The following is a 26,345-nucleotide window of genomic DNA, read 5'->3' as shown; positions in this document are numbered from 1 at the left end:
CCAGACCGGCACCCTCAGCGAAGGCATCATCCTTCGTTATGCATTTCGAGATTTTCCACTTCGTTCTGACGTTGCACTGCTTTGGCGTCATCATTACGTAACGTATCGAGGAAATCGAGGTAGCCCTGATCAACATCTTTGGTGACGTAGACGCCGTTGAACACCGAGCATTCAAACTGCTGGATATCCGGATTTTCAGCGCGAACGGCGTCGATCAGATCGTTCAGATCCTGGAAAATCAACCCGTCAGCACCGATGATCTGGCGAATTTCATCAACTTCGCGACCGTGAGCGATCAGTTCCGTGGCGCTCGGCATATCAATACCATAAACGTTCGGGAAGCGAATTTCCGGTGCCGCAGAAGCGAGGTACACTTTCTTCGCTCCGGCTTCGCGTGCCATCTCGATAATCTGCTCAGAAGTGGTGCCACGGACGATGGAGTCGTCGACCAGCAGGACGTTTTTATCGCGGAACTCGGCGCGGTTGGCATTCAGTTTACGGCGCACGGACTTACGACGCAGCTGCTGGCCCGGCATGATAAAGGTGCGGCCAACATAGCGGTTTTTAACGAAGCCCTGGCGGTACGGTTTGCCCAGAATACGAGCAATTTCCAGCGCGATATCACACGAGGTTTCTGGGATCGGGATCACCACGTCGATATCCAGATCTTCCCATTCGCGGGCAATTTTCTCGCCCAGTTTCGTGCCCATATTCACACGCGCGCTGTAAACGGAAATTTTGTCGATAAACGAGTCCGGGCGGGCAAAGTATACATACTCAAACAGGCACGGATTGCTGACCGGATTGTCAGCACATTGACGGGTAAACAACTGCCCTTCTTCAGTGATGTAAATCGCTTCGCCCGGCGCGACGTCACGCAGGAAATCAAAGCCCAGCGTATCGAGCGCTACGCTTTCGGAAGCGACCATATATTCTGTACGGTTCTCGTCAATATCACGTTTTCCCAGTACCAGCGGACGAATCCCGTTTGGATCGCGGAAAGCAACCATACCGTGGCCGATAATCATCGCCACACAGGCATACGCGCCGCGGATTAAGCGGTTTGTGGCAGCAATGGCAGCGAAAATATTGTCGGCTTCCAGCGGGTAGTGGCGGAAGTTGTCCAGCTCGCTGGCGAAGATATTAAGCAGAATTTCCGAGTCGGAAGTGGTGTTGATGTGGCGGCGTTTTTCTTCAAACAGTTTTTTACGCAACTCGTGAGCGTTGGTCAGATTGCCGTTGTGGGCAAGCGTAATGCCATACGGGGAGTTAACGTAAAACGGCTGCGCTTCAGAGGCGCTGGAGCTGCCAGCCGTGGGGTAACGCACATGACCAATGCCCATATTGCCCTGCAAACGCTGCATATGGCGAGCTTCAAATACATCGCTCACCAGCCCGTTCGCTTTACGCAAACGGAAGCAGTTATTGGCATCTATGGTGATGATGCCGGCGGCATCCTGACCGCGATGCTGAAGCACCGTTAAGGCATCATAAATCGACTGGTTAACCGGCATAACACCGGCGATACCGACAATACCGCACATACGTCTTTTTCCTCGTTAAGCCACATCTCAGAGCACTTACGCTCTGGGCAAGAAACTTGACGAGCTTTGCAGATAATCAAAAAAACATCTGATGATAAAACTGAATTGCGGGATCAGCTGTGATTTGCTCCAGTCTTCGCTTTTCGACACCCCGGTAAAGGAGTCGAGAAAGAAGAGAATGGCAGCAACAATCAACACACCGCGCAACGCACCGAAACAGACGCCCAGCACCCGATCGGTGCCTGACAACCCCGTTTTCTCCACCAACTGGCCTATCACGAAGTTCACGATAGCACCAACGATCAGGGTAGCGATAAACAGTACCGCGATGGCAATCCCATTTCGAACCAGTTCGTCTTCAAAGCCCGTAAACCAGACTGACAGGTAAGTGTAGTAATGACTGGCAACAAAGAAAGCACAACCCCATGTCACCAGCGATAACGCTTCACGAACAAAGCCGCGGATCAGGCTAACCAGAGAGGAAAAAGCAATCACCGCGATTATGGCGTAATCAATCCAGACCATATGTGTCCCACGATTTTACGCCCTGTCATCCTGTTCGGGGCGCATTCTAACAGAAAAAGAAAACGTTTGCGTAGGGATTTCCTTCCCGCGCATCAATAAAAATGGCGCTGAAAAAATATTCAACGCCATCGACTTTTTATGCCTTTGCGGCATCGGGCAATGCGTGTCGGATGCGGCGTAAACGCCTTATCCGACCTACGGTTCTACCCCTGCGTAGGCCTGATAAGACGCGCCAGCGTCGCATCAGGCAAGACCGTATTAATTCGGCGTATAGCCCATTACCACGCCACTTAAGCCAGAAAGTTGCTTCAACTCACCCAGCGAACCTTTCAGCTTATCTTTCGAGGCATCCGGCCCAACCAGAATACGGGTAATTTTACCCTGCACTGGCGTGGATGGCGACGTATAAACCCGATAACCGGCACCGCGCAGCTTACCGACAATCTCATTCACTTTATCGGCATTTTTCAGCGCACCCAGTTGCACAACATAGGCTTTACCCGTCGGTGCAGCTTTTTCTTCCACGACCGGCTTCGGTTCTGGCTTCGGCGCAGGTGGTGCTTCAACCTTTGGTTTAGGCGGCTCCACCGGTTTCGGCTTCGGTGGGGCGACCGGTGCAGGTTCCGGTTCAAACTCGGTGTTATTGGCTGCAATAGTGGCCGGATCGAGCGACGGTGCTGCGGCATCACCTGCCCGCACCTCTTCCGCTGCGCCTTCCGGCGGCTGCGTCGGTAACGCCTGGGTGGCGGCTGGCATCATATCAGGCTCATCACGATCGCCCGCTTTCGGCACCAGCGGGATAGCCGCGAACTCATCCTGATAATGTTTTTTCTGCCCGTCCAGCAGCCCTGGAAGTACAATCACCCCCAGCGCCACCAGCACGATCGTGCCCACTAACCGATTCTGAAACTTACTTGCCACCGCTTCTCCTCGCGTCAATCACTTCCATGACATGTGCGACCGTGTGGAAAGAACCACACACCAGCACGGTGTCTTCCGCTTTAGCGTCCGCCATTGCGGCATCCCATGCCTGCGCAACGCTATCAAATGATTTGCCGTTACCCAAATGCTCAAGCAGTTGTTCTGCCGTGGCACCGCGCGGCCCTTCCAGTGGCGCACAATACCAGTCATCAACCACGCTTTTCAACCAGGCCAGAGTTCCGGCAATATCTTTATCATGTAGCATACCGATAACCGCCAGCACGCGCCCGTTTTTCGGTAGCGCTTTCATACGCCCGGTGAGATATTCCGCCGCATGTGGATTATGCGCGACATCAAAAATAACGCGTGGCGACTCGCTCACAATCTGGAAACGTCCCGGCAAAATTGCGCTGGCAATCCCGTCGCGAATGGCATTTTCACTGACTTCCAGCCCGCTGGCACGCAGTGCCGCCAGCGCTGTTGCGGCATTCGGTTGCGGGACAAGCGGCAACGGCAGATTTTCCAGCGTGCCGTGAGCATCGCTAAACGCCCAGTCATGATCGGTGACGGAATAGTTCCACTCAACGCCCCGACGTTGTAACAGTGCACCTTTTTCCTGCGCCACATCAGCAATGGTAGAAGGCATTTCCGGCTCACCGACAATTGCCGGTTTTTCGCTGCGGAAGATGCCTGCTTTCTCGCGACCAATACTTTCGCGATCTGGACCCAGCCAGTCGGTATGATCCAGCGCAATACTGGTTACTACCGCGACATCGGCGTCGACAATATTGGTTGCGTCCAGACGACCGCCCAGCCCTACTTCCAGAATCACCACGTCAAGTTGTGCCTGCTTGAACAGCCACAACGCCGACAGCGTACCGTACTCGAAATAGGTCAGGGAAATATCACCGCGTGCCGATTCAATCTCCGCAAAAGAGGCGGTGTGGGCCGATTCCGGCAATTCCTGGCCCTGCACACGTACGCGCTCGGTATAACGCACCAGATGAGGCGAACTGTAGACGCCCACTTTGTACCCTGCCGCCATCAGAATCGACTCCAGCGTACGGCAGGTGGTGCCTTTGCCATTCGTACCCGCAACGGTAAACACAAATGGCGCTGGTTTCAGGACGCCAAGACGCGCCGCGACCAGGCTCACGCGCTCAAGGCCGAGATCGATAGTTTTACTGTGCAGGTTTTCCAGATAAGAAAGCCACGAAGCCAGAGGCGACGCGGCTTGAGGAGTGCGTTTGATAATCATGGTATCCGCTGATTCGTTACGGTGAGAATAGCAAAAGGGCAGAGCCAGTGGCCCTGCCCTTATCAGTTATCAGGCCTCAGGTTCCTGATCCGGTACCGGGGGTACCACTACGCCTTCACGCGGCGCTTCAGGATTCGGCGCTGGCAGATTCATCAACTTCGCCAGAATGCTCGCCAGTTTCAGGCGCATTTCCGGACGACGGACGATCATGTCGATCGCGCCTTTCTCGATCAGGAATTCACTGCGCTGGAATCCAGGCGGCAGTTTTTCGCGAACGGTCTGTTCGATAACACGCGGACCGGCAAAGCCGATTAACGCTTTCGGTTCAGCGATGTTGAGATCGCCCAGCATGGCGAAACTTGCAGAAACACCGCCCATCGTCGGGTCGGTCAGCACGGAGATGTACGGCAAGCCGCGCTCCTGCATTTTTGCCAGTGCCGCAGAGGTTTTCGCCATCTGCATCAGCGACATCAGTGCTTCCTGCATACGTGCGCCACCAGAGGCGGAGAAGCAGATCAGCGGGCAGTTATCTTCCAGCGCCTGCTCAACGGCACGCACGAAACGTGCACCCACAACAGACCCCATTGAACCGCCCATAAAGGCGAACTCGAATGCCGCAGCGACAACCGGCATTCCATACAGAGTGCCTTTCATCACCACCAGCGCATCTTTTTCGCCGGTTTCTTTCTGCGCAGATGCCAGACGGTCTTTATACTTCTTGGAGTCACGAAACTTCAGCACATCTTTCGGCTCAAGCTCGCTACCCAGCTCCACAAGGCTTCCTTCATCTAACAGGCTATGCAGGCGATTACGCGCTGTCATACGCATGTGATGGTCACACTTCGGACAGACCTCAAGATTACGTTCCAGCTCAGCGTGGTATAAAACCTGACCGCAGCTATCACACTTAGTCCACACCCCTTCAGGAATGCTCGCCTTGCGGGTGGGAGTAATGTTGCTTTTAATTCGTTCAATCCAGCTCATTAGGGACCTTTCTGTCTGAACCTGGTTCGATGCCAGTTTTATCTTTGGGGACGCATAATGCCATTTTTGCCCCCAACAGACCATGAATGTTGCACATTAAAACATAACAGCCCGAAACTTTGGATAAAAAAGTGGTCGAACCGCGGAGTTACTTTTTATTTTGCGGCGCGTGCCGCAGCGCGTTTGTGACGGATTATTTCGATGACGCCCGGCAAAATAGAAACCACAATAATCCCGACGATCAGCAGCTTAAGGTTATCCTGAACCATCGGGATTGTACCGAAGAAATAGCCTGCGTAGGTAAAAAGCAGTACCCACAACAGTGCGCCGATCACGTTATAAGCGGCGAAATGACGGTACGACATGTGGCCCATTCCCGCAACAAACGGGGCGAACGTTCTGACGATCGGCACAAAACGGGCGAGAATAATCGTTTTGCCGCCATGTTTCTCATAAAACTGATGGGTTTTGTCGAGATAACTGCGACGGAAAATTTTCGAATTGGGATTACTGAACAACTTTTCACCGAACAACCGCCCGATAGTGTAATTGACCGCGTCACCCACAATCGCGGCGATCAGCATCAGCACCACCATCATATGGACGTTGAGATCGTTGGTTTCCAGTGATGCCAACGCTCCGGCAACAAACAGCAATGAATCACCCGGTAAAAACGGCGTTACCACCAGACCGGTTTCACAGAACAAAATTAAGAACAAAATGGCATAAACCCAGACGCCGTACTCCGCGACCAGCTCTGCCAGATGCACGTCAATGTGCAGGATAAAATCGATGAGGAAATAAATCAGGTCCATATTTGCCTATGCCTTGTACTCGTCATCTTTCAGGCTGTAACTACGTTGGCTACAGCCTGAAATGTTCCGAGCATTATTCTCGTTAGTCCGCCAGAAATAGCGGGCCCATTGGCGGTTTTGGAAGATCATACCGGTCAGGGTAATCCACCGCGACCAGATACAGCCCTTCCGCTTTTGCCGTTGCTGCCGCCAGCGTTCTGTCCTTTGCCGCCAGCAACTCTGCTATCCAGCTCTCCGGCTGGTTGTGGGCACCGACTTCCATCAGGCTGCCGACAATATTCCTGACCATATGATGTACAAAAGCATTCGCTTTAATATCTACCACCACATAAGGACCGTGACGCGTGACATTAATATGCATAACGTTGCGCCACGGGGTTCGGGACTGGCACTGCACCGCACGGAACGAGGTGAAATCATTCTCGCCCAGCAAGCATTGCGCAGCCCGATGCATCCGTTCAGCGTCCAGCGGTTCGTAAAAATGGGTTACCCCTTTACTCAGTACCGCCGGGCGCAGCCGATGATTGTAGATGATGTAGCGATAACGGCGAGCCGTGGCGCTAAATCGGGCATGAAAATCATCAGGTACAGTTTTAACCCAACGCACAGCGATGTCACCAGGTAAATTCGCATTTACGCCCAAGGTCCACGCCGCGTCTTTGCGCAGCGCGGTTGTTTCGAAATGCACAACCTGCCCGGTACCGTGTACCCCTGCGTCAGTACGCCCGGCGCAGAAGACGGTGATGGGTTCGTTCGCCACCTGGGAGAGCGCCTTTTCCAGCTTCTCCTGCACACTGCGGACTTCGTTCTGCCGTTGCCAGCCGTAATACTTACTGCCGTCGTACTCAATGCCCAGCGCAATTTTATAAACTGGCGGTTGTTGCTGGTCGGACATTAGTACAGATACTCCTGCACCAGTTTCTCGGCGATTTTTACTGCCATCAGCGCGCCGCCAAAGCGAACGTTATCGGCCACCGACCAGAACTGGACTTGCTCCGGCATACCGTAGTCATTACGCACGCAGCCAACAGAAAGATGCGGCGTACCCGAAGCATCACCTACCTGAGTTGGGAATTCGTTCTCTTCAGAGAGCACAATATCTTCGCCTTGAACAAACGCATCACGCGCTTCTTCTGCTGCCAGTGGACGCAGAGCTTCAAAGTTGACCATCTGGGCATGACCGTAGAATACCGGTGCCTGGACGACGCTAGCCGAAATCATCAGCCCTTCGTCCTGCAGGATTTTGCGTACTTCGTCAACGATACGACGTTCTTCACGCACGCTACCTTCGCTATCCGGCAGTAACGGCAGCATGTTGAACGCCAGCTGACGCCCGAAGAAATCTTCTTCGTCAATCGGAATGCCGTTGAGCAATTTCGCACTCTGCCCCGCTAACGCATCGACCGCTTTTTTGCCCTGGGCGGAGGCTGAAATCAGGCTGGTAACGCTGATACGTGATAAACCGCCCTGATCGATTAACGGTTTCAGTGCCGCCAGCAGCTGGCTGGTCAGACTGTCTGGTACGGCGATGACATTCCGGTTCCGGTAATCTGTCAGTACAAACGGGTTTACTTCCGGCACCACCAGCGGTACGTCGGGTTCGAGAGCAAACAATCCACTGCTGTCGATCACCAGGCAACCTGAGTTGGTCGCTTCTTCAACCCAGGCAGCGGTAGCTTCTTTGCCTGCGACAAAAAATGCCAGCTGCGCCTGCGTCCAGTCGAATTCAGCGGCATCCTGCACGGTGATTGTCTTACCACCAAAGCGCAGTTGTTCGCCTGCGCTTTCGTTACGTGCCAGTGCATAAATTTCCCCAACCGGGAACTGACGTTCAGCCAGCGTTTCAAGCAGGGCTTCGCCCACAGCGCCAGTTGCGCCCAGGACGGCAATGTTCCAGCCTTCAGACATGGTGGTTTACTCCAGAAATAGCAAAGCTCCCTGCCAATGTTACAGCAGAGAGCATGAAGAAGAGATTAACGTGCCGGATGATGAACGGCGTTAAAACCCAGTTTACACAGCAATGATGCCGCACTGGCGTCATCACAAATTACATACAGAGATGACCATTCACGGCGCTCAAGATAGTTTTTGCGCAGTTTATCGAACTCACCCGGTATCCCGGCGACTTTACGCAGCGGTGCGTCATCGCGGCGCACATCATACACCAAATGCACCAGCCTTTTCAGCGTCGGTTGATCGAGCGGGCCATGCAGCGTAATGCGACCAAACTCTGGCGCAGGCAGTAATGTATCCAGCGCAACGTGCTGTTCATGCCCAATAAACTTGCTATAAGCTTCAAACACTTGCGTAGTACCGCGTGCTTTACCTTCCAGGGTATAGCCTGCGATATGCGACGTGCCGATATCCACTTTTTTCAGCAGCTCGACGTTGAGTTCCGGTTCGCCTTCCCAGACATCCAGCACTACGCTTAACTTCTGGCCTTCATTCAGGCAGGTCAGCAACGCAGTATTATCGACGACTGCGCCACGGCAGGCGTTAATCAGAATCGCTCCGGGCTTCAGGCTACGGATCAGTTTTTCATCCGCCAGATGTAGCGTTTTGTACGGACCATCTTTAAAGAGTGGCGTATGGAAAGTCAGAATATCCGCGCGCTGGACTAACTCATCCAGCGAGCGGAAATCACCCTCATCCCCACGGTCGGCGCGAGGCGGATCGCAAAGTAAGGTTTTAATCCCTAACGCTTCCAGTCGCGCCTGCAATCGACGTCCAACGTTACCAACGCCCACGATCCCCACCGTACGGTCGTACAGTGAAAATCCATCGCGTTCGGCAAGCATCAGCAGGGAGGAGAAAACATATTCCACCACCGCAATCGCATTACAGCCAGGTGCAGCGGAAAAACCAATTCCCGCCTGCTTCAACCATGCTTCATCGACATGGTCGGTCCCCGCAGTGGCAGTGCCAACAAATTTAATGGGTTTTCCTGCCAGCAAAGATTCATTCACTTTCGTGACCGAACGCACCATCAGCGCATCCGCGTCTGCCAGTTGAGCGACGGGGATTGGACGCCCGGGAACCGCGGTCACCTCACCCAAACGGCTAAATAAGTCGCGGGCATAAGGCATATTTTCATCAACAAGGATTTTCACGTTTGTGTTACCTGTATGAGACGAGAGTTAACCGGACAAGTGTGCCATAATCTCGCGGCCAGGCATACTTGCGAAGATTTCAGGTATAAGGATACGTAATGATACAACCTATTTCCGGCCCTCCTCCTGGGCAACCACCAGGTCAGGGAGATAATCTGCCGTCTGGCACGGGCAATCAGCCTTTATCCAGTCAGCAACGTACTTCGCTGGAAAGCTTAATGACGAAAGTGACCTCACTGACGCAACAGCAAAGAGCAGAACTGTGGGCGGGTATCAGGCACGATATTGGTCTGTCGGGAGATTCACCGCTGCTTTCGCGTCACTTCCCTGCCGCTGAGCATAATCTGGCGCAACGTCTGCTGGCCGCGCAAAAAAGCCATTCTGCCCGCCAGCTTTTAGCGCAATTAGGGGAGTATTTACGTCTGGGGAATAATCGTCAGGCGGTCACGGATTATATCCGTCATAACTTTGGTCAGACGCCGCTGAATCAGCTCTCACCGGAGCAATTAAAAACCATTCTCACCCTGTTGCAGGAAGGGAAGATGGTTATTCCGCAACCACAGCAGCGCGAGGCGACCGACCGTCCTTTATTACCGGCGGAGCACAATGCGCTAAAACAGCTGGTGACCAAACTTGCGGCGGCAACGGGGGAACCCAGCAAACAGATCTGGCAATCGATGCTGGAACTTTCCGGGGTGAAAGATGGCGAGTTAATTCCAGCGAAACTGTTTAACCATCTGGTGACCTGGCTACAGGCGCGTCAGACGCTAAGCCAGCAAAATACGCCGACGCTGGAATCACTACAGATGACGCTAAAACAACCTTTAGATGCCAGTGAACTGGCGGCGTTATCGGCATATATCCAGCAAAAATATGGTCTTTCTGCGCAATCATCGCTTTCTTCTGCCCAGGCCGAGGATATTCTTAATCAGCTTTATCAACGGCGGGTTAAAGGGATTGATCCGCGTGTTATGCAACCGCTGCTTAATCCTTTTCCACCGATGATGGACACGTTGCAAAATATGGCAACGCGTCCCGCGCTGTGGATACTGTTAGTCGCGATTATCCTGATGCTGGTCTGGCTGGTTCGTTAACCCCGACGAAATGACAGTATCGTGACAATAATACCCAGCACCGCAGAGATCGCCCCGGCAAGAAATACCGAAGAGTAACCAAACGTGGTCGCCAGCATTCCCGCCAGCGGCCCGGAGACGCCGAGGGCGATATCCTGAAACGCGGCGTAACCGCCCAGTGCGGTGCCGCGAACTTGTGAGGGGACGCGTTTAACCACCTCCACGCCCAGCGCAGGAAAGATAAGCGAACATCCGGCTCCGGTTAACGCCGCGCCCGCTAATGCGACCCATGCACCTGGGGCTTGCCAGAGCAGCAACAAGCCCACCGTTTCTACAAGCAGAGAGACAATCGCCACTTTCACGCCGCCAAAACGGTCCGGCATCCAGCCAAACATGACGCGCATCACGACAAATGCGCCGCCAAACGCGGTAAGAGTAAAGCCCGCCATCGCCCATCCTTTGCTGGCAAAGTAGAGCGAAACGAAAGTCCCGATAACAGCAAAACCAACGCCTTGTAGTGCCAGACCTAACCCTGGTTTCCAGATAAGCCCGACAACGCTCCACAGCGATGGACGTTCTCCCGCCAGGGCCGGTACTTTGCGCACTGTGCCGTTACAGGCCCACGCCAGTACGGGTAATACCATTGTGGTGATCGCCAGTGCGGCAAAACCGTAATGGCTATGAATCAACAGGCCAAGCGGAGCACCAACAGCGAGGGCACCGTAAATCGCCATTCCGTTCCATGACATCACTTTGCCAGAGTGTTTTGGCCCTACGATGCCTAGTCCCCAGGTCAGAGCGCCTGTCAGTAACTGGCTTTCACCAAAGCCAAGAATCAAACGCCCGACGACCAACAGAGCAAATTTGAACGGTGCGGAGACAGGCAAAATCGCCGCCAGCAGCAACGCGCCGCCAGCCAGACCACAAGCTAACATTCCCTGAAGCGCCGAACGTTTTGCACCATATTGATCGGCCAGTCGCCCGGCGTAACCACGCGTCAGCACCGTAGCCAGAAACTGAATCCCGACGGCAATGCCGACCATGGTATTGCCATAGCCCAGTTCATGATGAACAAACAGCGGGATAACCGGCAACGGCAACCCTACGGTCATGTAGGTGAGAAAAACCGCAAAAGCGATGCGGAAGAGCGAAAAATTGGCAGAAGATCGTGTTTCGGTTTGGCTTACAGCAGTCATGCATTACTCCAGAATGCAGCGCAAGGCGAGGAGTATCCCCGTCTCATCTCTCTGGTTTCAGGGTTACGGTGCGTTGGCAGGATTTAACGCGTACGTCTTTTCAGAAGGAAATCGACAAAGCGGGAAGTTTGCCTGGAACTGGCGGCGATTGTCAATGATGTGAAAAAGGGAACCATCAGGTTCCCTTTTGCGTTAGTGCCGGAGGCCGCATTGGCGCGTAACGTCGGATGCGACGCTGGCGCGTCTACTCCGACCTACTGCGAATTAATCTTTCAGCTTGCGCATTACCAGCGTGGCGTTGGTGCCGCCGAAGCCGAAGCTGTTAGACATAACGGTGGTCAGTTCGCGATCGGTCGTTTCGGTCACGATGTTCAGACCCGCAGCCTGCTCGTCCAGCTCTTCAATGTTGATGCTCGGGGCGATAAAGCCGTGTTCCAGCATCAGCAGAGAGTAGATAGCTTCCTGTACGCCAGCAGCGCCCAGAGAGTGACCGGTCATGGCTTTGGTTGCAGAAATCGCCGGGCTCTTATCGCCGAACACTTCACGGATAGCTGCCAGCTCTTTCACGTCGCCAACCGGAGTCGAAGTACCGTGGGAGTTCAGGTAATCGATTGGGGTATCAACGCCATGCATCGCCATCTTCATGCAGCGTACTGCGCCTTCGCCAGACGGAGCAACCATGTCTGCACCATCAGAGGTTGCGCCGTAGCCAACGATTTCAGCATAGATGTGAGCACCACGCGCCAGCGCGTGTTCCAGCTCTTCAACCACTACCATACCGCCGCCGCCAGCGATAACGAAACCGTCACGGTGAGCGTCGTAAGTACGGGAGGCTTTTTCCGGGGTGTCGTTGTATTTAGTAGACAGCGCACCCATTGCGTCGAATTCGCAAGCCATTTCCCAGCACAGCTCTTCGCCGCCGCCAGCAAACACGATGTCCTGTTTGCCCAGTTGGATCTGCTCTACTGCGTTACCGATACAGTGTGCGGAAGTCGCACACGCGGAGCTGATGGAGTAGTTAACGCCATGAATTTTAAACGGGGTGGCGAGGCAGGCAGAAACGCCGGATGCCATCGCTTTGGTGACCACATACGGGCCAACCGCTTTCAGGCCGCGCGGGCCGCGCATTGCGTCAGCGCCGAACACCTGGAAACGCGGGGAGCCGCCGCCGGAACCTGCAATCAGGCCAACGCGCGGGTTATTCTGGTAAGCTTCCGGAGAGAGGCCCGCATCAGCGATTGCCTGCTCCATAGAAAGGAATGCATAAATGGATGCGTCGCTCATAAAGCGCACAACTTTGCGGTCAATGAGGCCAGTGGTATCCAGTTTTACGTTGCCCCAGACGTGGCTACGCATGCCGGAATCCTTCAGCTCCTGAGAGAAAGTGATCCCTGAACGTCCTTCACGCAGAGATGCCAGGACTTCCTGCTGGTTATTACCGATGCTGGAAACAATGCCCAGGCCAGTAATCACTGCACGTTTCATTCAATACCTCTGTAAGTCGCACATAGAGTAAGTTTCGAATGCACAATAGCGTACACTTGTACGCCGAACAAGTCCGATCAGCCATTTAATAGAGAAATTTGCGCAGCCTTACACACATCGCTAAGATCGAGCCACCGCCTGTAAGACGAGTAACTTACGTGAAACACTACTCCATACAACCTGCCAACCTCGAATTTAATGCTGAGGGTACACCTGTTTCCCGAGATTTTGACGATGTCTATTTTTCCAACGATAACGGGCTGGAAGAGACGCGTTATGTTTTTCTGGGAGGCAACCAATTAGAGGTACGCTTTCCTGAGCATCCACATCCTCTGTTTGTGGTAGCAGAGAGCGGCTTCGGCACCGGATTAAACTTCCTGACGCTATGGCAGGCATTTGATCAGTTTCGCGAAGCGCATCCGCAAGCGCAATTACAACGCTTACATTTCATTAGTTTTGAGAAATTTCCCCTCACCCGTGCGGATTTAGCCTTAGCGCATCAACACTGGCCGGAACTGGCTCCGTGGGCAGAACAACTTCAGGCGCAGTGGCCAATGCCCTTGCCCGGTTGCCATCGTTTATTGCTCGATGAAGGCCGCGTGACGCTGGATTTATGGTTTGGCGATATTAACGAACTGACCAGCCAACTGGACGATTCGCTAAATCAAAAAGTAGATGCCTGGTTTCTGGACGGCTTTGCGCCAGCGAAAAACCCGGATATGTGGACGCAAAATCTGTTTAACGCCATGGCAAGGTTGGCGCGTCCGGGCGGCACGCTGGCGACATTTACGTCTGCCGGTTTTGTCCGCCGCGGTTTGCAGGACGCCGGATTCACGATGCAAAAACGTAAGGGCTTTGGGCGCAAACGGGAAATGCTTTGCGGGGTGATGGAACAGACATTACCGCTCCCCTGCTCCGCGCCGTGGTTTAACCGCACGGGCAGCAGCAAACGGGAAGCGGCGATTATCGGCGGTGGTATTGCCAGCGCGTTGTTGTCGCTGGCGCTATTACGGCGCGGCTGGCAGGTAACGCTTTATTGCGCGGATGAGGCCCCCGCACTGGGTGCTTCCGGCAATCGCCAGGGGGCGCTGTATCCGTTATTAAGCAAACACGATGAGGCGCTAAACCGCTTTTTCTCTAATGCGTTTACTTTTGCTCGTCGGTTTTACGACCAATTACCCGTTAAATTTGATCATGACTGGTGCGGCGTCACGCAGTTAGGCTGGGATGAGAAAAGCCAGCATAAAATCGCACAGATGTTGTCAATGGATTTACCCGCAGAACTGGCTGTAGCCGTTGAGGCAAATGCGGTTGAACAAATTACGGGCGTTGCGACAAATTGCAGCGGCATTACTTATCCGCAAGGTGGTTGGCTGTGCCCAGCAGAACTGACCCGTAATGTGCTGGAACTGGCGCAACAGCAGGGTTTGCAGATTTATTATCAATATCAGTTACAGAATTTATCCCGTAAGGATGACTGTTGGTTGTTGAATTTTGCAGGAGATCAGCAAGCAACACACAGCGTAGTGGTACTGGCGAACGGGCATCAAATCAGCCGATTCAGCCAAACGTCGACTCTCCCGGTGTATTCGGTTGCCGGGCAGGTCAGCCATATTCCGACAACGCCGGAATTGGCAGAGCTGAAGCAGGTGCTGTGCTATGACGGTTATCTCACGCCACAAAATCCGGCGAATCAACATCATTGTATTGGTGCCAGTTATCATCGCGGCAGCGAAGATACGGCGTACAGTGAGGACGATCAGCAGCAGAATCGCCAGCGGTTGATTGATTGTTTCCCGCAGGCACAGTGGGCAAAAGAGGTTGATGTCAGTGATAAAGAGGCGCGCTGCGGTGTGCGTTGTGCCACCCGCGATCATCTGCCAATGGTAGGCAATGTTCCCGATTATGAGGCAACACTCGTGGAATATGCGTCGTTGGCGGAGCAGAAAGATGAGGCGGTAAGCGCGCCGGTTTTTGACGATCTCTTTATGTTTGCGGCTTTAGGTTCTCGCGGTTTGTGTTCTGCCCCGCTGTGTGCCGAGATTCTGGCGGCGCAGATGAGCGACGAACCGATTCCGATGGATGCCAGTACGCTGGCGGCGTTAAACCCGAATCGGTTATGGGTGCGGAAATTGTTGAAGGGTAAAGCGGTTAAGGCGGGGTAATCTGCTCTCGCAGTGTTTGCCGGATGCGGCGTGAACGCCTTATCCGACCTACGTGTGACGTGTAGGCCTGATAAGACGCGATAAGCGTCGCATCAGGCATGCTGCTCCAGACGCCGCAACTTACTGCTGTGACGCCTGCTGAAACAGGTTTTCCCACATATCGGTCACCAGCGCCTGGTCACGCGGCGACAATTCACCAGCACCAATGGCTTTTTCCAGACTCTGGCTAACGGTCGTATGCACCGCCTGAGCGGAGTGGTCATCACCACTTTCCAGTTCTGCGATGGCTAATGTCAGGTGGCCACGCAAATACCCACTGGCAAACAACTCATCATCACTGGCATGGTCAACCATACCGTCGATTAATGCCAGAATGCGTGATTCAAACTCCGCGATCATCTTCTTTCCTCATTGTAAAACGTGGCGCTGGCTTCAGTTGAGCGCTTCCGGCCACGGGAACTGTTCCGCCGTAAGTTCCGGCGTGTGATAATAATTTTGTAGTGCTTTAATGAAGCGTGCCGGACGTTCCGGAATGCCATTTGTCAGATAATCCATCACCTGCGCATGTACTCGCCGTTGAAACACCACACGATCCGGTTCGAAATCCCCTTCCAGATTGTCGCAACTGACGTTAAACGGATATCCCGCCGCCACACAGAACAACCAGTCGAGCGCCTGCGGCTTCACTTCAACATCTTCAAACTGGCTTTGCGTTTGGGCATCGCGTCCGTCCGGGCAATACCAGTAGCCGAAATCAACCAGCTCACGGCGCGCTTTCCCGGCAATACACCAGTGCGAAATCTCATGAATTGCGCTGGCATAAAAGCCATGAGCAAAGACGATTCGGTTATACGGTACTTCCGCATCAGCAGGAAGATAGATCGGTTCGTCGTCGCCTTTAATCAGACGGGTATTAAAATCATCGGCAAAGCAGCTATTAAAAATTTCAATCAACTGCTCGTAGTGGTGTGTACTGTTCATTAGTTCATCCCCAACCAGTGGAGGATCTCCTGTCCGTGGCTGTCGTAAAGTAATTTGGCACTCATCACCGCCGAGACGATAACAATCATCGGGCGGATCAGCTTTTGTCCTTTGCTCAACACCAGTCGTGAACCCATGCGCGCGCCGAGGAACTGCCCCACCAGCATGACAAAGCCCGTCGCCCAAATCACTTTGCCGCCGAGAATAAACAGCAGTAAACCGCCGATGTTTGACGTTGCGTTGAGTAATTTGGCGTGAGCCGTGGCTTTGGCGAGGTTAAATCCGCACAGCGTAACGAAGGCCAGCGCGTAAAACGACCCGGCAGCCGGGCCAAAGAATCCATCATAAAAACCGACGCAGCCACCGGCTATTAACGCGAAGGGTAAACCGTACATCCGGCGCTGGCGGTCTTCTTCACCTAGCTTTGGCATCAGCAAGAAATAGAGGCCGATACAAATTACCAGAATGGGCAAAATCTGCCGTAAGACATCAGCCTGAACGTATTGCACCAGCAGTGCGCCGCTCATTGAGCCGACAAAGGTCATGGCGATATTGAGTTTCTGATCGCTTAAACTAACCACTTTGCGGCGAATAAAGTAGATAGTAGCGGAAATAGAGCCGCCGCAGGCTTGCAGTTTATTGGTTGCCAGCGCATTAGCGGGAGACATCCCCGCTGCCATCAATGCCGGAATGGTGAGTAACCCACCGCCACCGGCAATCGAGTCGATAAATCCCGCCAGCATGGCGACAAAAAAGAGAACTCCCAGCAACAGCGGGGAAACCATAAACAGGCTATTAAACGTTTCCATTAGATCACGTGCTCATCCAGTAGCGCCTGGCAGGAAGGCGGCAACGGAGGCGGTGTCTTCTTCTCAGGCTTTGTTGTTCCCGGTTTTGGAGGTTCAAACCAGCTTTGCAGTTCTGCCCCGCAACCATCGCCTGATGGCGGTAAAGGTTGATCTTCACACTCCAGACTATCGGCAGGGCAACGTAATCGTACATGCATATGCGCGCGATGCTGGAACCAGGGTCGCACTTTGCGCAACCAGTCGCGATCGGTGCCCGCATCAAGGCAAAGTTGTTGTTTAATCGCCGGATTAACAAAAATGCGCGTGACGTCTTTGTCCTGGGCGGCGAGTTTGATCAAGCTGAAAATTTCTGGCTTCCACAGCGTGGAGACAACGTGTTTACCGTCGCGGGAAACTAAGTCCAGTGCTTGCGGGCGCAAGAGCTGCGCGGAGGTCCAGCGAGTTTTCGGCAGTTGCAGAAAGATATCGACATCCAGTCCGGTCTGGTGGCTGGCATGACCGCCGTTGAAACGCCCACCAGCGGGCATCCCCATATCGCCAATCAGCACCGTACCCATGCCCAGATTGCTCACCTGGCTACTCAGACGCTGGATAAACATCACCAGATCCGGGTGACCGAAATAGCGACGCTGATCGGTACGCATGACCTGATAATGTTCGGACTGTATCGGCAGCGTGTCAGCGCCGACAATACAGCCATTAGAAAAACTGCCTATCGATTGTGCGCTACCCGGCACAGGTTGGGTTATTTTTTGCCACGGCGTCGCTGCCAGGCTGGCGCTACTGGCAAGCAGAGCCAGCAGCGCAATCGCGGTTTTATTCATTTTTTACCAGCGTGGAATATCAGTCTTCACATCGGCATTTTGCGCCCGTTGCCGTAACAGGTGATCCATTAAAACGATCGCCAGCATCGCTTCTGCGATCGGCACTGCGCGGATCCCGACACAGGGATCGTGACGGCCTTTGGTGATCATCTCAACTTCTTCGCCAAAGCGGTTAATGGTACGACCCGGCACGGTAATGCTGGAGGTCGGTTTCAGCGCCATATGGGCAATGATTTGCTGCCCGCTGCTGATACCGCCGAGAATGCCGCCCGCATGGTTGCTCTGGAAACCGTCTTTGGTGATTTCATCGCGGTTCTGGCTGCCGCGCAGCGCCACCACGTCAAAGCCGTCGCCAATTTCCACGCCTTTCACCGCGTTGATGCTCATCAGCGCATGGGCGATGTCAGCATCCAGGCGGTCAAAGACCGGCTCGCCAAGTCCGGCAGGAACGCCACTGGCAACAACGGTGACTTTAGCGCCGATGGAGTCGCCCTCTTTTTTCAGCGCACGCATCAACTCGTCTAACGCGTCGATTTTGTCGGGGTCCGGGCAAAAAAACGGATTTTGCTCGACCTGCGACCAGTCTTTGATATCCAGCGGAATGTCGCCCATCTGGGTCAGGCAGCCACGGATTTCAATACCAAATTTCTCGGCGAGATATTTTTTGGCAATAGCTCCTGCCGCCACGCGCATGGCGGTTTCGCGGGCGGAAGAACGTCCACCGCCGCGATAATCGCGCAGACCGTATTTTTGTTCGTAGGTGTAATCGGCATGGCCTGGACGGAAAACGTCCTTAATCGCACTGTAATCCTGAGAGCGCTGGTCAGTGTTTTCGATCAACAAGCCAATGCTGGTGCCGGTAGTAACGCCTTCAAAAACACCGGAGAGAATTTTGACCTGATCCGGCTCGCGGCGCTGGGTGGTATAGCGCGATGTCCCAGGGCGACGACGGTCGAGGTCATGTTGCAGGTCCGCTTCCGTCAGCGGAATGCCTGGCGGAACACCATCGACGATGCAGCCGAGCGCCAGCCCGTGCGATTCGCCGAAGGTGGTTACGCGAAAGAGTTGTCCAATTGTGTTTCCAGCCATCACGGCTCCGTTATTGTTGTGTTTGCGTGTTTACTTAATCTTTATAAATCGCGAAATGTTCTCGTGCGGCAATAAGCTGCTCTTTGGTGAGCATAAACACACCATCGCCGCCGTTATCAAACTCCAGCCAGGTGAACGGAACATCCGGATATTGTTCCATAAGATGTACCATGCTGTTGCCGACTTCACAAATCAACACGCCATCATCAGCAAGGTAATCTGCCGCGTTACCGAGAATGCGACGCGTCAGTTTCAGGCCGTCAGTGCCAGATGCCAGGCCCAGTTCCGGCTCGTGGCGGTATTCGTTTGGCAGGTCGGACATATCTTCCGCATCGACATACGGCGGGTTAGTGACAATCAGGTCGTACTGCACTTTCGGCAAGTCGCGGAACAGATCGGAACGAATCGGAATGACGTTGTGGATCAGACCGTGTTCTTCGATGTTCTGTTCAGCAACCGCCAGCGCGTCTGGAGAGATATCCACCGCGTCGACTTCTGCATCCGGGAAGGCATAAGCACAGGCAATGGCGATGCAGCCGCTACCAGTACACATATCTAAAATATGCTGCGGTTGCTTGCTGATAAGTCCGGCAAATTTATTGTTGATCAGTTCACCAATCGGCGAGCGCGGCACCAGCACGCGTTCATCGACGTAAAATTCATGGCCGCAGAACCACGCTTTGTTGGTCAGGTAAGCCACCGGAATGCGTTCATTGACGCGGCGGATCACGCGTTCAACAATACGGTGTTTTTCGCTGGAGGTCAGACGCGCGGTGCGCATATCTTCCGGAATATCCAGCGGCAGGTAGAGCGAAGGCAACACCAGCTGTACGGCTTCATCCCACGGGTTATCGGTACCGTGACCGTACCAGATATTTGCCGCGCTGAAGCGGCTCACCGACCAGCGCAACATGTCCTGAATGGTTTGCAGCTCATTTACTGCTTCATCAACGAAAATTTTATCCACGTATTCCTCCAGGGCATGATCGCAATAATTTCGGCGGCTAGTTTGCCATGAAGATGACGATAAATCAGCATTCACGCGCGGTGAGTGAGGAAAAATACGTTTAAAACGATCGATTGCGCTACGAGTCGGGTAAACTGTAGGAAAATTAGAAATAGAGACAGATAAATGAAAAAGAAAACAACACTTAGCGAGGAGGACCAGGCTCTGTTTCGCCAGTTGATGGCGGGGACTCGCAAGATTAAGCAGGACACGATTGTCCACCGACCGCAGCGTAAAAAAATCAGCGAAGTGCCGGTGAAACGCTTGATCCAGGAGCAGGCTGATGCCAGCCATTATTTCTCCGATGAGTTTCAGCCGTTATTAAATACCGAAGGTCCGGTGAAATATGTTCGCCCGGATGTCAGCCATTTTGAGGCGAAGAAACTGCGCCGTGGCGATTATTCGCCGGAGTTGTTTTTGGATTTACACGGTCTGACGCAGCTGCAGGCCAAGCAGGAACTGGGGGCGTTGATTGCCGCCTGCCGCCGTGAACATGTGTTTTGCGCCTGCGTGATGCATGGGCACGGGAAGCATATTTTGAAGCAACAAACACCGCTGTGGCTGGCACAACATCCGCATGTGATGGCCTTTCATCAGGCACCAAAAGAGTATGGCGGTGATGCGGCGTTGTTGGTGTTGATTGAAGTCGAAGAGTGGCTGCCGCCGGAGTTGCCCTGAGGAGTTGAGCGCGTTGCGCCAGGTACGGGTAATGGCAGGGGCGAATGCCCCTGCCTGGTGTATCTAAGGGCTACAACTCATTCAGTATGTACTGGAACCGGCAAGTAGAATCGATTGGCTGCATACTGCTGGTATCAACACGCACGACCATATCGTGTAACTGTTTGTCCGTTATAGGGTGTCGATTTGGCGTGACCGAGACTTCCGCCTTGTCACATCCCGACGCGGTAAAAGTTATCATCTGTGCAACCCAGCGGCAGTAACCACCTGTTTCATTCATCTGCGTACTGTCGCACAACTTCCCATCTTTCATCAAATACGTTGAAAGCGTTTTCTCAACCACACCGCCCGTCGACTGCAGGGTGAGCAGTTTTGACTTACTGACATAATTCTCATTCCATGAAACGTCATAAGGTTGAACAGAAACGGATGGACAAATCGTGTCGTGACTATCAGGCCCCTGATACGTCACGCCCCCTGGAGAGGCTTCAGAGTCATTCATAATAACCAACCATGGACAAGAAAAGTAAGATTCAATCTCTGCAGAGACAATAACCTCAAATGTATAATACCCGCAGTTCCACCCAGACGGTAATCCATGACAACTTGCTTTGTTGATATTTTGATGGTAGCCAATCAGCTTAACCGAAGGGGCAGGAGGAGGACCACTCCAGCTCACATTTTGCAATATTTCCCCAGTCATGAGCCATTGACTACTTTTATATTCACCAACGTACACTGCGGATGGCATCATTATTTTTAAATTAAAAGTCGCAATATTACGCGAATCACCGTTGTAACCGTAGTAAACGTCAACGCTATGCCCGGCAGCCATAGCTTCTGTAGTAGCAATAAGCATGACCAGAGCGAACAACCATCGTAGTATTTTCATTTTAAATATACTCAAATGTCGCAGTTAAAGAGGCGGTAAATTCACCGATCGTCACATCACGGCCGCTTTTCGCCTGTAGCCAGGCTCTGAAATTGATATCGTTATTGCCATTGGTTAGCGCAAAGGTCGCCCCATTTGTATTGTTGATGGCAACCTGCATTCCGTCGGTTTTTTCCATGCCAATTCCCACTCCCTGAGCGGTTGATGACGTATCCAGTGCCAGAAAACCGGGTTGTTCGCTGTCTTCTACCCCCGTGAGCGTGACTTTTACGTTGTATCCCGCCGGCCCTTTGCAATCTTTCAGCTTAAAGACTACGGGTACACGAGCGGACTGGCCTGCAACGTTCAAATCCTGACGACTGACCGTGGGAAAGCGCACCTCTGCCAGATATTGGCCATCCACCACCAGCGCACAGGATTTACTTAATAAATTACCGGAGAAATGCAGATTATTATCTGCCGCGAATAACGTGCTACTCATTGCCAATATCAGCCCCGCTAACAGGACGTAACCACCGGACTGAATCATTGATTTATTCATTGATAATCCACCCGTAATGTTGCGTAAGCCGAAAAATTCGTATCGCTTAACACAGCATCACTCGCTTTTACCGGTACGGCCTCCAGCTTCGGCTTTTGCGTAAAATCAGTGGCGTTGATAGCAAGCGGAGTATTGAGTTTAAAACGCTGACCATCGTGCTGAAGCTCGATACCAAAACCGGGTACATCAGTTTCAATTGCTGCATCATTAAAACTGGTTTGTGTACCAGTCCAGGTGAGGGTCATCTCCCAATCTGGATGACGGGTCGTCGAGTCACAAGTGAGTTCATATGGCACCTCTTTACGACCATAGTTGCCGTTGATGTCGTCGATAATGAGATCGCGAAATTCGACTTCAATGGTTTTACCACCGCTGATGCTACAGGTTGGCGGTGACAATAATGTCCCGTGAAAGGTGATGTCTTCATCAGCAGCATGAGCTATGGCGCTACTGACACAAAGCAGGGTTAAGAAAGTCTTTCTCATTGATAGTCCACCACCATGGTCAAACTGGCGTTAAACTCGCCCGCAGCAAGTTGCGCCCCGCTTGCCTTCACAGGTACAGCCTTCAACTGTGGCTGGTTATTGATATTAAATGGCGTCCAGCTATTTTCACCGACGGCAAACAATGAGTTATCGGCGCTATTTTCTATCCGAATGCCCAGCCCGGTGATATTGGTACTGAGTACCGTTTCGCCGTTAATCGTTGAGGTATTGCCCTTAAGTTGCATCCGCAAGTCGTTAGCAAGACTGTTTGTGCAGTTCAACGTGTATTTCGCATCTTGCCGATAATTGGTGCCATCAACGTTATCAGCAATCATATTGCCGAACTCTACCTGGCTGCCCTTGATTGAACAGGGTGGCGGAGCATCGACCAACACGCGCAGAATTAAATCCACGGGTTTACTACCAGCCATAGCAGATAAACTACAGACACTGCATACCAGCAGCCCTGCGCCCACTACAAACTTTTGACTCATAACTCCCCCCGTCATCAGCCTTTGCGGCTCTGCTCTTCATCCACCTGGCAGCTGTTGCCATTGCACTGGAAGAACAGCGGCATCCGTGCGCCAAAGTCGTTGACGTAAGTCAGCACCGGTACGCTATCCATTTTCACATTCAGCGGTACCGTGGTTTTCGGCTCAATGACCAGAGGCGAGAACCCTGCAGCTGGATTACCGTTTTTCTGCGCACTGGCGTTGCTGATAATCACGTAGTACGGCGTTGGGTTATTGACGGTAAATGCCTGACCGCTGCGGGTGAGCGTCACCTTGTGCTGCCACGGACTTTTCATACTGACCTTTTCCAGCGCCTTTGGTCGCCAGAACAACTTGATACGCGTTTGCAGCGCGATTTGCAGGGTATTGGGTTTGTTTGATTTTGGCGGGATCTCGCGCACGTTAAAGTAGAACATGCTTTCACGATCGGCTGGCAATTTGTTGATATCCGGCATTCCCTGCACTTTTACCTGCCCGTTCATCATTGAATCGATGCGTTGCACTGGCGGCAGCACAGTTAACGGCGAGGTGATCTTGTTACCCTTTTCATCTTCAATCCAGCTTTGAGCCAGATAAGGGAGTTTCGGATCGTTATTACGCAGCGTCACGCTGATTGATTTGTCGCTTTCATTAAATATCAAACGGGTACGATCTGGCGTTACAGACGCCAGGGCAGACAAACTGGTAGCGCTAAGCAGTAACGCCAGCGTCATAGCACCCAATTTGGCAGAGCAAAGTAAATCAGACATGGATCATTCCTTAATCACGTTATTGGTTAGCTGAAACAGAAACAGGGGGATCGGTGGGTGTCACCTGTTGCGTCTGCTCCTGAATGACAGGCTTTATGTCATCAGGAACAACCGGCGCGACGTTGCCTTTATGCTGGCATGGCAGTAACAAGCCGTTAAACAGATCGGCAGGCAGCGGGTCCGGCAGGTTGATATCGCAATGCGCAACACCACTCCAGAACACACTCATATGTTCGCCAGGTTTCACCCCAGCCAGATAGACACTACCGTCATCATCGACAAGGCCCACTGTCTGCTCGTTATCATTTTTTACTTCTGCGCCAAACGGTGGATGGCTGCCATCTTGTAAACGCAGCACCGCCATCGCTTTTTGACCACTGATGACGGCAAATTTGCGGTAGCCAATGGCTCCTTCAGTTAGCGTGGCTTGCACCACCGACTGGGTTGCTTCGGCGTTTTCCGGCAATTTGTTGAGGTCGATATACGCCTGATTGCGATAATAATTGTTAACGTCAGAAACGACGGCTTTACCAAACATATTGGTATAAACAGCAGCCCCGTTACCTTCCACCGGAACATCGGCAACGCCATCGGCATCAATCAGCAGGCGTGTCCCGCCCATATTCTGGGTACGGTGAAGTGCGCCGCCGTGGGTAGTAAGCGTTGCGCCGCCCTGTAACGACAAGCCCGCAGAGGTGTATTGCCCTTCATGGTAGTTCGCACTGAGGTCAACCTGCGCCAGCGAACCATCATGGCTGTAGTAGCCATCAACGCTGGTGTGTTTGTCACTGGTGCCGATGTTCAACTGATAGTGAGTCGCGTCATCGACACGGCTAAAATAACCGACCTGGCTGCTGTCCGTCCCACTGCCATAGTTGCCGTTATAGCTAACGGTACTGTTGTCGCCCCACGGCATACTGAGCGAAATCTACATGCCCTTATCCGCCCGGTTGTCATACTCGTAGCGGTAGCCAGTCAGGGAAACGCTCATATTACGAATGCTGCCCATATTGAAATAGTGGGAGAGCATGATGTTGTAGTTTGTCTGCTCCTCACGATCCCAGTAGGTATGGCGGGTATAGTTGAGATAAACCGAAACACCCGCATCGCGGAAGTTCTGGTTATAAGTGGCGGTGTACATCTCTTTGTCGTTGCCCGTACGGACCATTTCGCTGTCACTGGCATCCAGATACTCGCTCATGGTCATAAAGTTCTCTTCCGAGAAGCGATATCCAGCGAAAGTGACGCGGCTGTTGAGCTGGTCAAAGTCTTTGGAATAACTCACACGGAAGGAGTTACCGTCCAGCGAACCTTTGCCATAAGCGGTGTCTTTATCCAGTTTGGTATGCGAATGAGTAACATCAAACGCGACCGCGCCGAAGGTAGACAAATCGCGACCGACGCCCAGCGCCGCAGACTGATAGTTTTCATCACCCAGCGCACCGCCATATAACGACCAGCCGTTAGCGATGCCCCAGGAGGCTTCAGCACCAGAGAAAAATCCCCCCTCGACATGGTGGCCCCACTCTTGCGGACGTCCCATCATGATCTTATAGCGAACCTGGCCTGGGCGAGTGAGGTATGGCATCGAGGCGGTGCTGATGTCATATTCCTGCACCTGGCCGTTCTGTTCTTCAATGCGAATATGCAACGTACCGGAGACGGAATCACCAAGATCCTGAATACGAAACGGTCCAGCCGGAACCTGCGTTTCGTAAATCACACGCCCCATCTGGCTGACGGTCACTTTTGCTGTGGTGTGTGCCACGCCGGAAATGTCTGGCGCGTAGCCGCGCAGATTGGGAGGCAACATTTGATCGTCAGTGCTGACACTGCCACCAACATAATTAAAACCGTCGAAAATATCGGAATTGAGGTAATCTTCGCCCAGCGCCAGTTTGGCTTTTAATGACGGTAACGCCCGCCAGGCATAATAGCGACTCCACTCCCATTTTTTTTGTGTGTCATCGCCGCCAAATTCATCGTCATCATCATTACTGCGCGTATGTTGATAGTTGGTCTGCCAGTCAGCGCGCATACGCCATGGCCCCAGGTTAACCCCGACCGTCCCGTTGCCGCTGATCTCGTTACTGTCATCGCCGCCATTTTCTTCGTGTCGTGTTTGCGCAGTGATGCTGTAGTCCGCAATGATCCCGGAGATGCCATCATCCCAACGAGAAGGTGGATCCCAGTCGGGCCAGGTATATTCGAGGTAAGCCTGCGGTAGTGAAATGACTAATGCGGACTGGCTTAAATCAGCCTTAATTTCCACGCCTTCCAGTTGACCGGGCTTCAGGCATTTACCATCGTGGCTCCATTGCAGATTTTTCGCCACGTCTTCTTTTAAACCAAACTGCGCCACCAGTTCCGGTGTCAGACAAGCATAGCTTTTGCTAACGTCATCTTCACCAGCATACCAGTAAATATCGTACTCTTCCGCCAATGGCTGTTTATTTAGTTGAACCTGTAAATTGTATTTTCCGGGCTCAACATACCCCTGGCTGGAAAAACGCTTCAGATCAATTTTTGTGTCGCCTTTTAATTCCAGAAAACGGGAATCAAACTGAATGTCGTCTTCAGCCCAGACACTGCTATAACTCCCTGACATTGCCAGCGCAATGCACCACGGAAGAATCCGTAATCGAAAAAGAGAATGGTCAGGCATACACGTTTTTATCCGTTTTTATTCTTGTTCGGTCAAAA

25 protein-coding genes and 1 pseudogene are annotated in these 26,345 nt (G+C 52.8%); 3 read left to right on the top strand and 23 right to left on the bottom strand.

Going from position 1 to position 26,345, the window contains the following annotated elements:
- Positions 1-26 precede the first annotated feature (26 nt).
- The 9 genes from purF to pdxB all read right to left on the bottom strand — a co-directional run bounded on the left by purF (position 27) and on the right by pdxB (position 9,157).
- Positions 27-1,544, bottom strand: a complete 1,518-nt coding sequence (gene purF, locus KXD89_RS06985) for an amidophosphoribosyltransferase (protein ID WP_000334220.1) — start codon at positions 1,542-1,544, stop codon at positions 27-29.
- 36 nt (positions 1,545-1,580) lie between these two features.
- Positions 1,581-2,069, bottom strand: coding sequence for a colicin V production protein (cvpA, locus tag KXD89_RS06980; RefSeq protein WP_000262111.1), 489 nt, complete (start codon positions 2,067-2,069; stop codon positions 1,581-1,583).
- 258 nt (positions 2,070-2,327) lie between these two features.
- The gene (dedD, locus tag KXD89_RS06975) at positions 2,328-2,990 is read right to left on the bottom strand and encodes a cell division protein DedD (protein ID WP_000146992.1); all 663 of its coding nucleotides are present in this window, start codon (positions 2,988-2,990) and stop codon (positions 2,328-2,330) included.
- Positions 2,980-4,248, bottom strand: a complete 1,269-nt coding sequence (gene folC, locus KXD89_RS06970) for a bifunctional tetrahydrofolate synthase/dihydrofolate synthase (protein ID WP_000584546.1) — start codon at positions 4,246-4,248, stop codon at positions 2,980-2,982. The genes dedD and folC overlap by 11 nt, the downstream gene beginning before the upstream one ends.
- A gap of 69 nt (positions 4,249-4,317) precedes the next feature.
- Entirely contained in the window at positions 4,318-5,232 is a 915-nt protein-coding gene (gene accD / locus KXD89_RS06965) for an acetyl-CoA carboxylase, carboxyltransferase subunit beta (RefSeq protein ID WP_072647329.1), read from the bottom strand.
- Between the two features lie 155 nt (positions 5,233-5,387).
- Positions 5,388-6,047 carry a DedA family protein gene (locus tag KXD89_RS06960; RefSeq protein ID WP_000364335.1) on the bottom strand — a complete coding sequence of 220 codons (660 nt, stop codon included), beginning with the start codon at positions 6,045-6,047 and terminating at the stop codon, positions 5,388-5,390.
- Between the two features lie 82 nt (positions 6,048-6,129).
- Entirely contained in the window at positions 6,130-6,942 is an 813-nt protein-coding gene (gene truA, locus KXD89_RS06955; protein WP_001283586.1) for a tRNA pseudouridine(38-40) synthase TruA, read from the bottom strand.
- A complete protein-coding gene (locus KXD89_RS06950) occupies positions 6,942-7,955 on the bottom strand; it encodes an aspartate-semialdehyde dehydrogenase (protein WP_001289167.1) in 1,014 nt (337 codons plus the stop codon). The genes truA and KXD89_RS06950 overlap by 1 nt, the downstream gene beginning before the upstream one ends.
- A 65-nt stretch (positions 7,956-8,020) precedes the next feature.
- On the bottom strand, positions 8,021-9,157 hold the full coding sequence (gene pdxB / locus KXD89_RS06945; protein WP_000699148.1) for a 4-phosphoerythronate dehydrogenase PdxB: 1,137 nt from the start codon (positions 9,155-9,157) through the stop codon (positions 8,021-8,023).
- Between the two features lie 98 nt (positions 9,158-9,255).
- Here pdxB and flk point away from each other — a divergent pair, with 98 nt between their 5' ends.
- Positions 9,256-10,251, top strand: a complete 996-nt coding sequence (gene flk / locus KXD89_RS06940) for a flagella biosynthesis regulator Flk (RefSeq protein WP_000615834.1) — start codon at positions 9,256-9,258, stop codon at positions 10,249-10,251.
- Here the strand turns inward: flk and KXD89_RS06935 are convergent.
- Together KXD89_RS06935 and fabB are read right to left on the bottom strand one after the other, a co-directional pair.
- Positions 10,248-11,426, bottom strand: coding sequence for an MFS transporter (locus tag KXD89_RS06935; protein WP_000127781.1), 1,179 nt, complete (start codon positions 11,424-11,426; stop codon positions 10,248-10,250). The two genes, flk and KXD89_RS06935, sit on opposite strands and share 4 nt — an antisense overlap.
- A 264-nt stretch (positions 11,427-11,690) precedes the next feature.
- The gene (gene fabB / locus KXD89_RS06930; RefSeq protein ID WP_000817178.1) at positions 11,691-12,911 is read right to left on the bottom strand and encodes a beta-ketoacyl-ACP synthase I; all 1,221 of its coding nucleotides are present in this window, start codon (positions 12,909-12,911) and stop codon (positions 11,691-11,693) included.
- Positions 12,912-13,069: 158 nt separating this feature from the next.
- On the opposite strand from fabB, the gene mnmC reads away from it, so the two are divergent.
- Positions 13,070-15,076 (top strand): bifunctional tRNA (5-methylaminomethyl-2-thiouridine)(34)-methyltransferase MnmD/FAD-dependent 5-carboxymethylaminomethyl-2-thiouridine(34) oxidoreductase MnmC, encoded by a 2,007-nt coding sequence (mnmC, locus tag KXD89_RS06925; RefSeq protein ID WP_000683799.1) that lies wholly within the window; start codon positions 13,070-13,072, stop codon positions 15,074-15,076.
- Between the two features lie 120 nt (positions 15,077-15,196).
- Here mnmC and KXD89_RS06920 read toward each other — a convergent pair whose 3' ends face one another.
- Genes KXD89_RS06920 through prmB form a run of 6 tightly spaced genes read right to left on the bottom strand, consistent with a single transcriptional unit; the run spans position 15,197 to position 19,746 of the window.
- A complete protein-coding gene (locus tag KXD89_RS06920; RefSeq protein ID WP_000559764.1) occupies positions 15,197-15,475 on the bottom strand; it encodes a YfcL family protein in 279 nt (92 codons plus the stop codon).
- Between the two features lie 33 nt (positions 15,476-15,508).
- Positions 15,509-16,057, bottom strand: a complete 549-nt coding sequence (epmC, locus tag KXD89_RS06915) for an elongation factor P hydroxylase (protein ID WP_001089222.1) — start codon at positions 16,055-16,057, stop codon at positions 15,509-15,511.
- The gene (locus KXD89_RS06910) at positions 16,057-16,866 is read right to left on the bottom strand and encodes a sulfite exporter TauE/SafE family protein (protein WP_000447361.1); all 810 of its coding nucleotides are present in this window, start codon (positions 16,864-16,866) and stop codon (positions 16,057-16,059) included. The genes epmC and KXD89_RS06910 overlap by 1 nt, the downstream gene beginning before the upstream one ends.
- A complete protein-coding gene (mepA, locus tag KXD89_RS06905) occupies positions 16,866-17,690 on the bottom strand; it encodes a penicillin-insensitive murein endopeptidase (RefSeq protein WP_001043825.1) in 825 nt (274 codons plus the stop codon). The genes KXD89_RS06910 and mepA overlap by 1 nt, the downstream gene beginning before the upstream one ends.
- A 3-nt stretch (positions 17,691-17,693) precedes the next feature.
- The gene (gene aroC / locus KXD89_RS06900) at positions 17,694-18,779 is read right to left on the bottom strand and encodes a chorismate synthase (RefSeq protein ID WP_001333535.1); all 1,086 of its coding nucleotides are present in this window, start codon (positions 18,777-18,779) and stop codon (positions 17,694-17,696) included.
- A gap of 34 nt (positions 18,780-18,813) precedes the next feature.
- Positions 18,814-19,746 (bottom strand): 50S ribosomal protein L3 N(5)-glutamine methyltransferase, encoded by a 933-nt coding sequence (gene prmB / locus KXD89_RS06895; protein ID WP_001300582.1) that lies wholly within the window; start codon positions 19,744-19,746, stop codon positions 18,814-18,816.
- Positions 19,747-19,911: 165 nt separating this feature from the next.
- On the opposite strand from prmB, the gene smrB reads away from it, so the two are divergent.
- Entirely contained in the window at positions 19,912-20,463 is a 552-nt protein-coding gene (smrB, locus tag KXD89_RS06890) for an endonuclease SmrB (protein ID WP_000730806.1), read from the top strand.
- A 70-nt stretch (positions 20,464-20,533) separates the two neighbouring features.
- On the opposite strand, the gene yfcO is transcribed toward smrB, so the two are convergent.
- The 6 genes and pseudogenes from yfcO to yfcU form a co-directional block, all read right to left on the bottom strand.
- Positions 20,534-21,355, bottom strand: coding sequence for a fimbrial adhesin YfcO (gene yfcO, locus KXD89_RS06885; protein WP_072647328.1), 822 nt, complete (start codon positions 21,353-21,355; stop codon positions 20,534-20,536).
- 1 nt (position 21,356) lies between these two features.
- A complete protein-coding gene (locus tag KXD89_RS06880; protein WP_001043398.1) occupies positions 21,357-21,896 on the bottom strand; it encodes a fimbrial protein in 540 nt (179 codons plus the stop codon).
- On the bottom strand, positions 21,893-22,381 hold the full coding sequence (locus KXD89_RS06875) for a fimbrial protein (protein ID WP_001232541.1): 489 nt from the start codon (positions 22,379-22,381) through the stop codon (positions 21,893-21,895). The genes KXD89_RS06880 and KXD89_RS06875 overlap by 4 nt, the downstream gene beginning before the upstream one ends.
- Positions 22,378-22,890: a fimbrial protein gene (locus KXD89_RS06870; protein ID WP_001311011.1), complete on the bottom strand. Its 513-nt coding sequence runs from the start codon at positions 22,888-22,890 to the stop codon at positions 22,378-22,380. The genes KXD89_RS06875 and KXD89_RS06870 overlap by 4 nt, the downstream gene beginning before the upstream one ends.
- Complete coding sequence (locus KXD89_RS06865) at positions 22,890-23,642, bottom strand: fimbria/pilus periplasmic chaperone (RefSeq protein ID WP_001281606.1); 753 nt, start codon at positions 23,640-23,642, stop codon at positions 22,890-22,892. Before KXD89_RS06865 ends, KXD89_RS06870 begins: the two co-directional genes overlap by 1 nt.
- Positions 23,643-23,661: 19 nt before the next feature.
- Positions 23,662-26,307 (bottom strand): annotated as a pseudogene (yfcU, locus tag KXD89_RS06860) (fimbrial usher protein YfcU).
- Positions 26,308-26,345 lie beyond the last annotated feature (38 nt).

It is taken from the genome of Escherichia sp. TC-EC600-tetX4, assembly GCF_019356055.1.
Lineage (GTDB): Bacteria > Pseudomonadota > Gammaproteobacteria > Enterobacterales > Enterobacteriaceae.
This window is presented reverse-complemented; position numbering and strand designations above follow the sequence as displayed.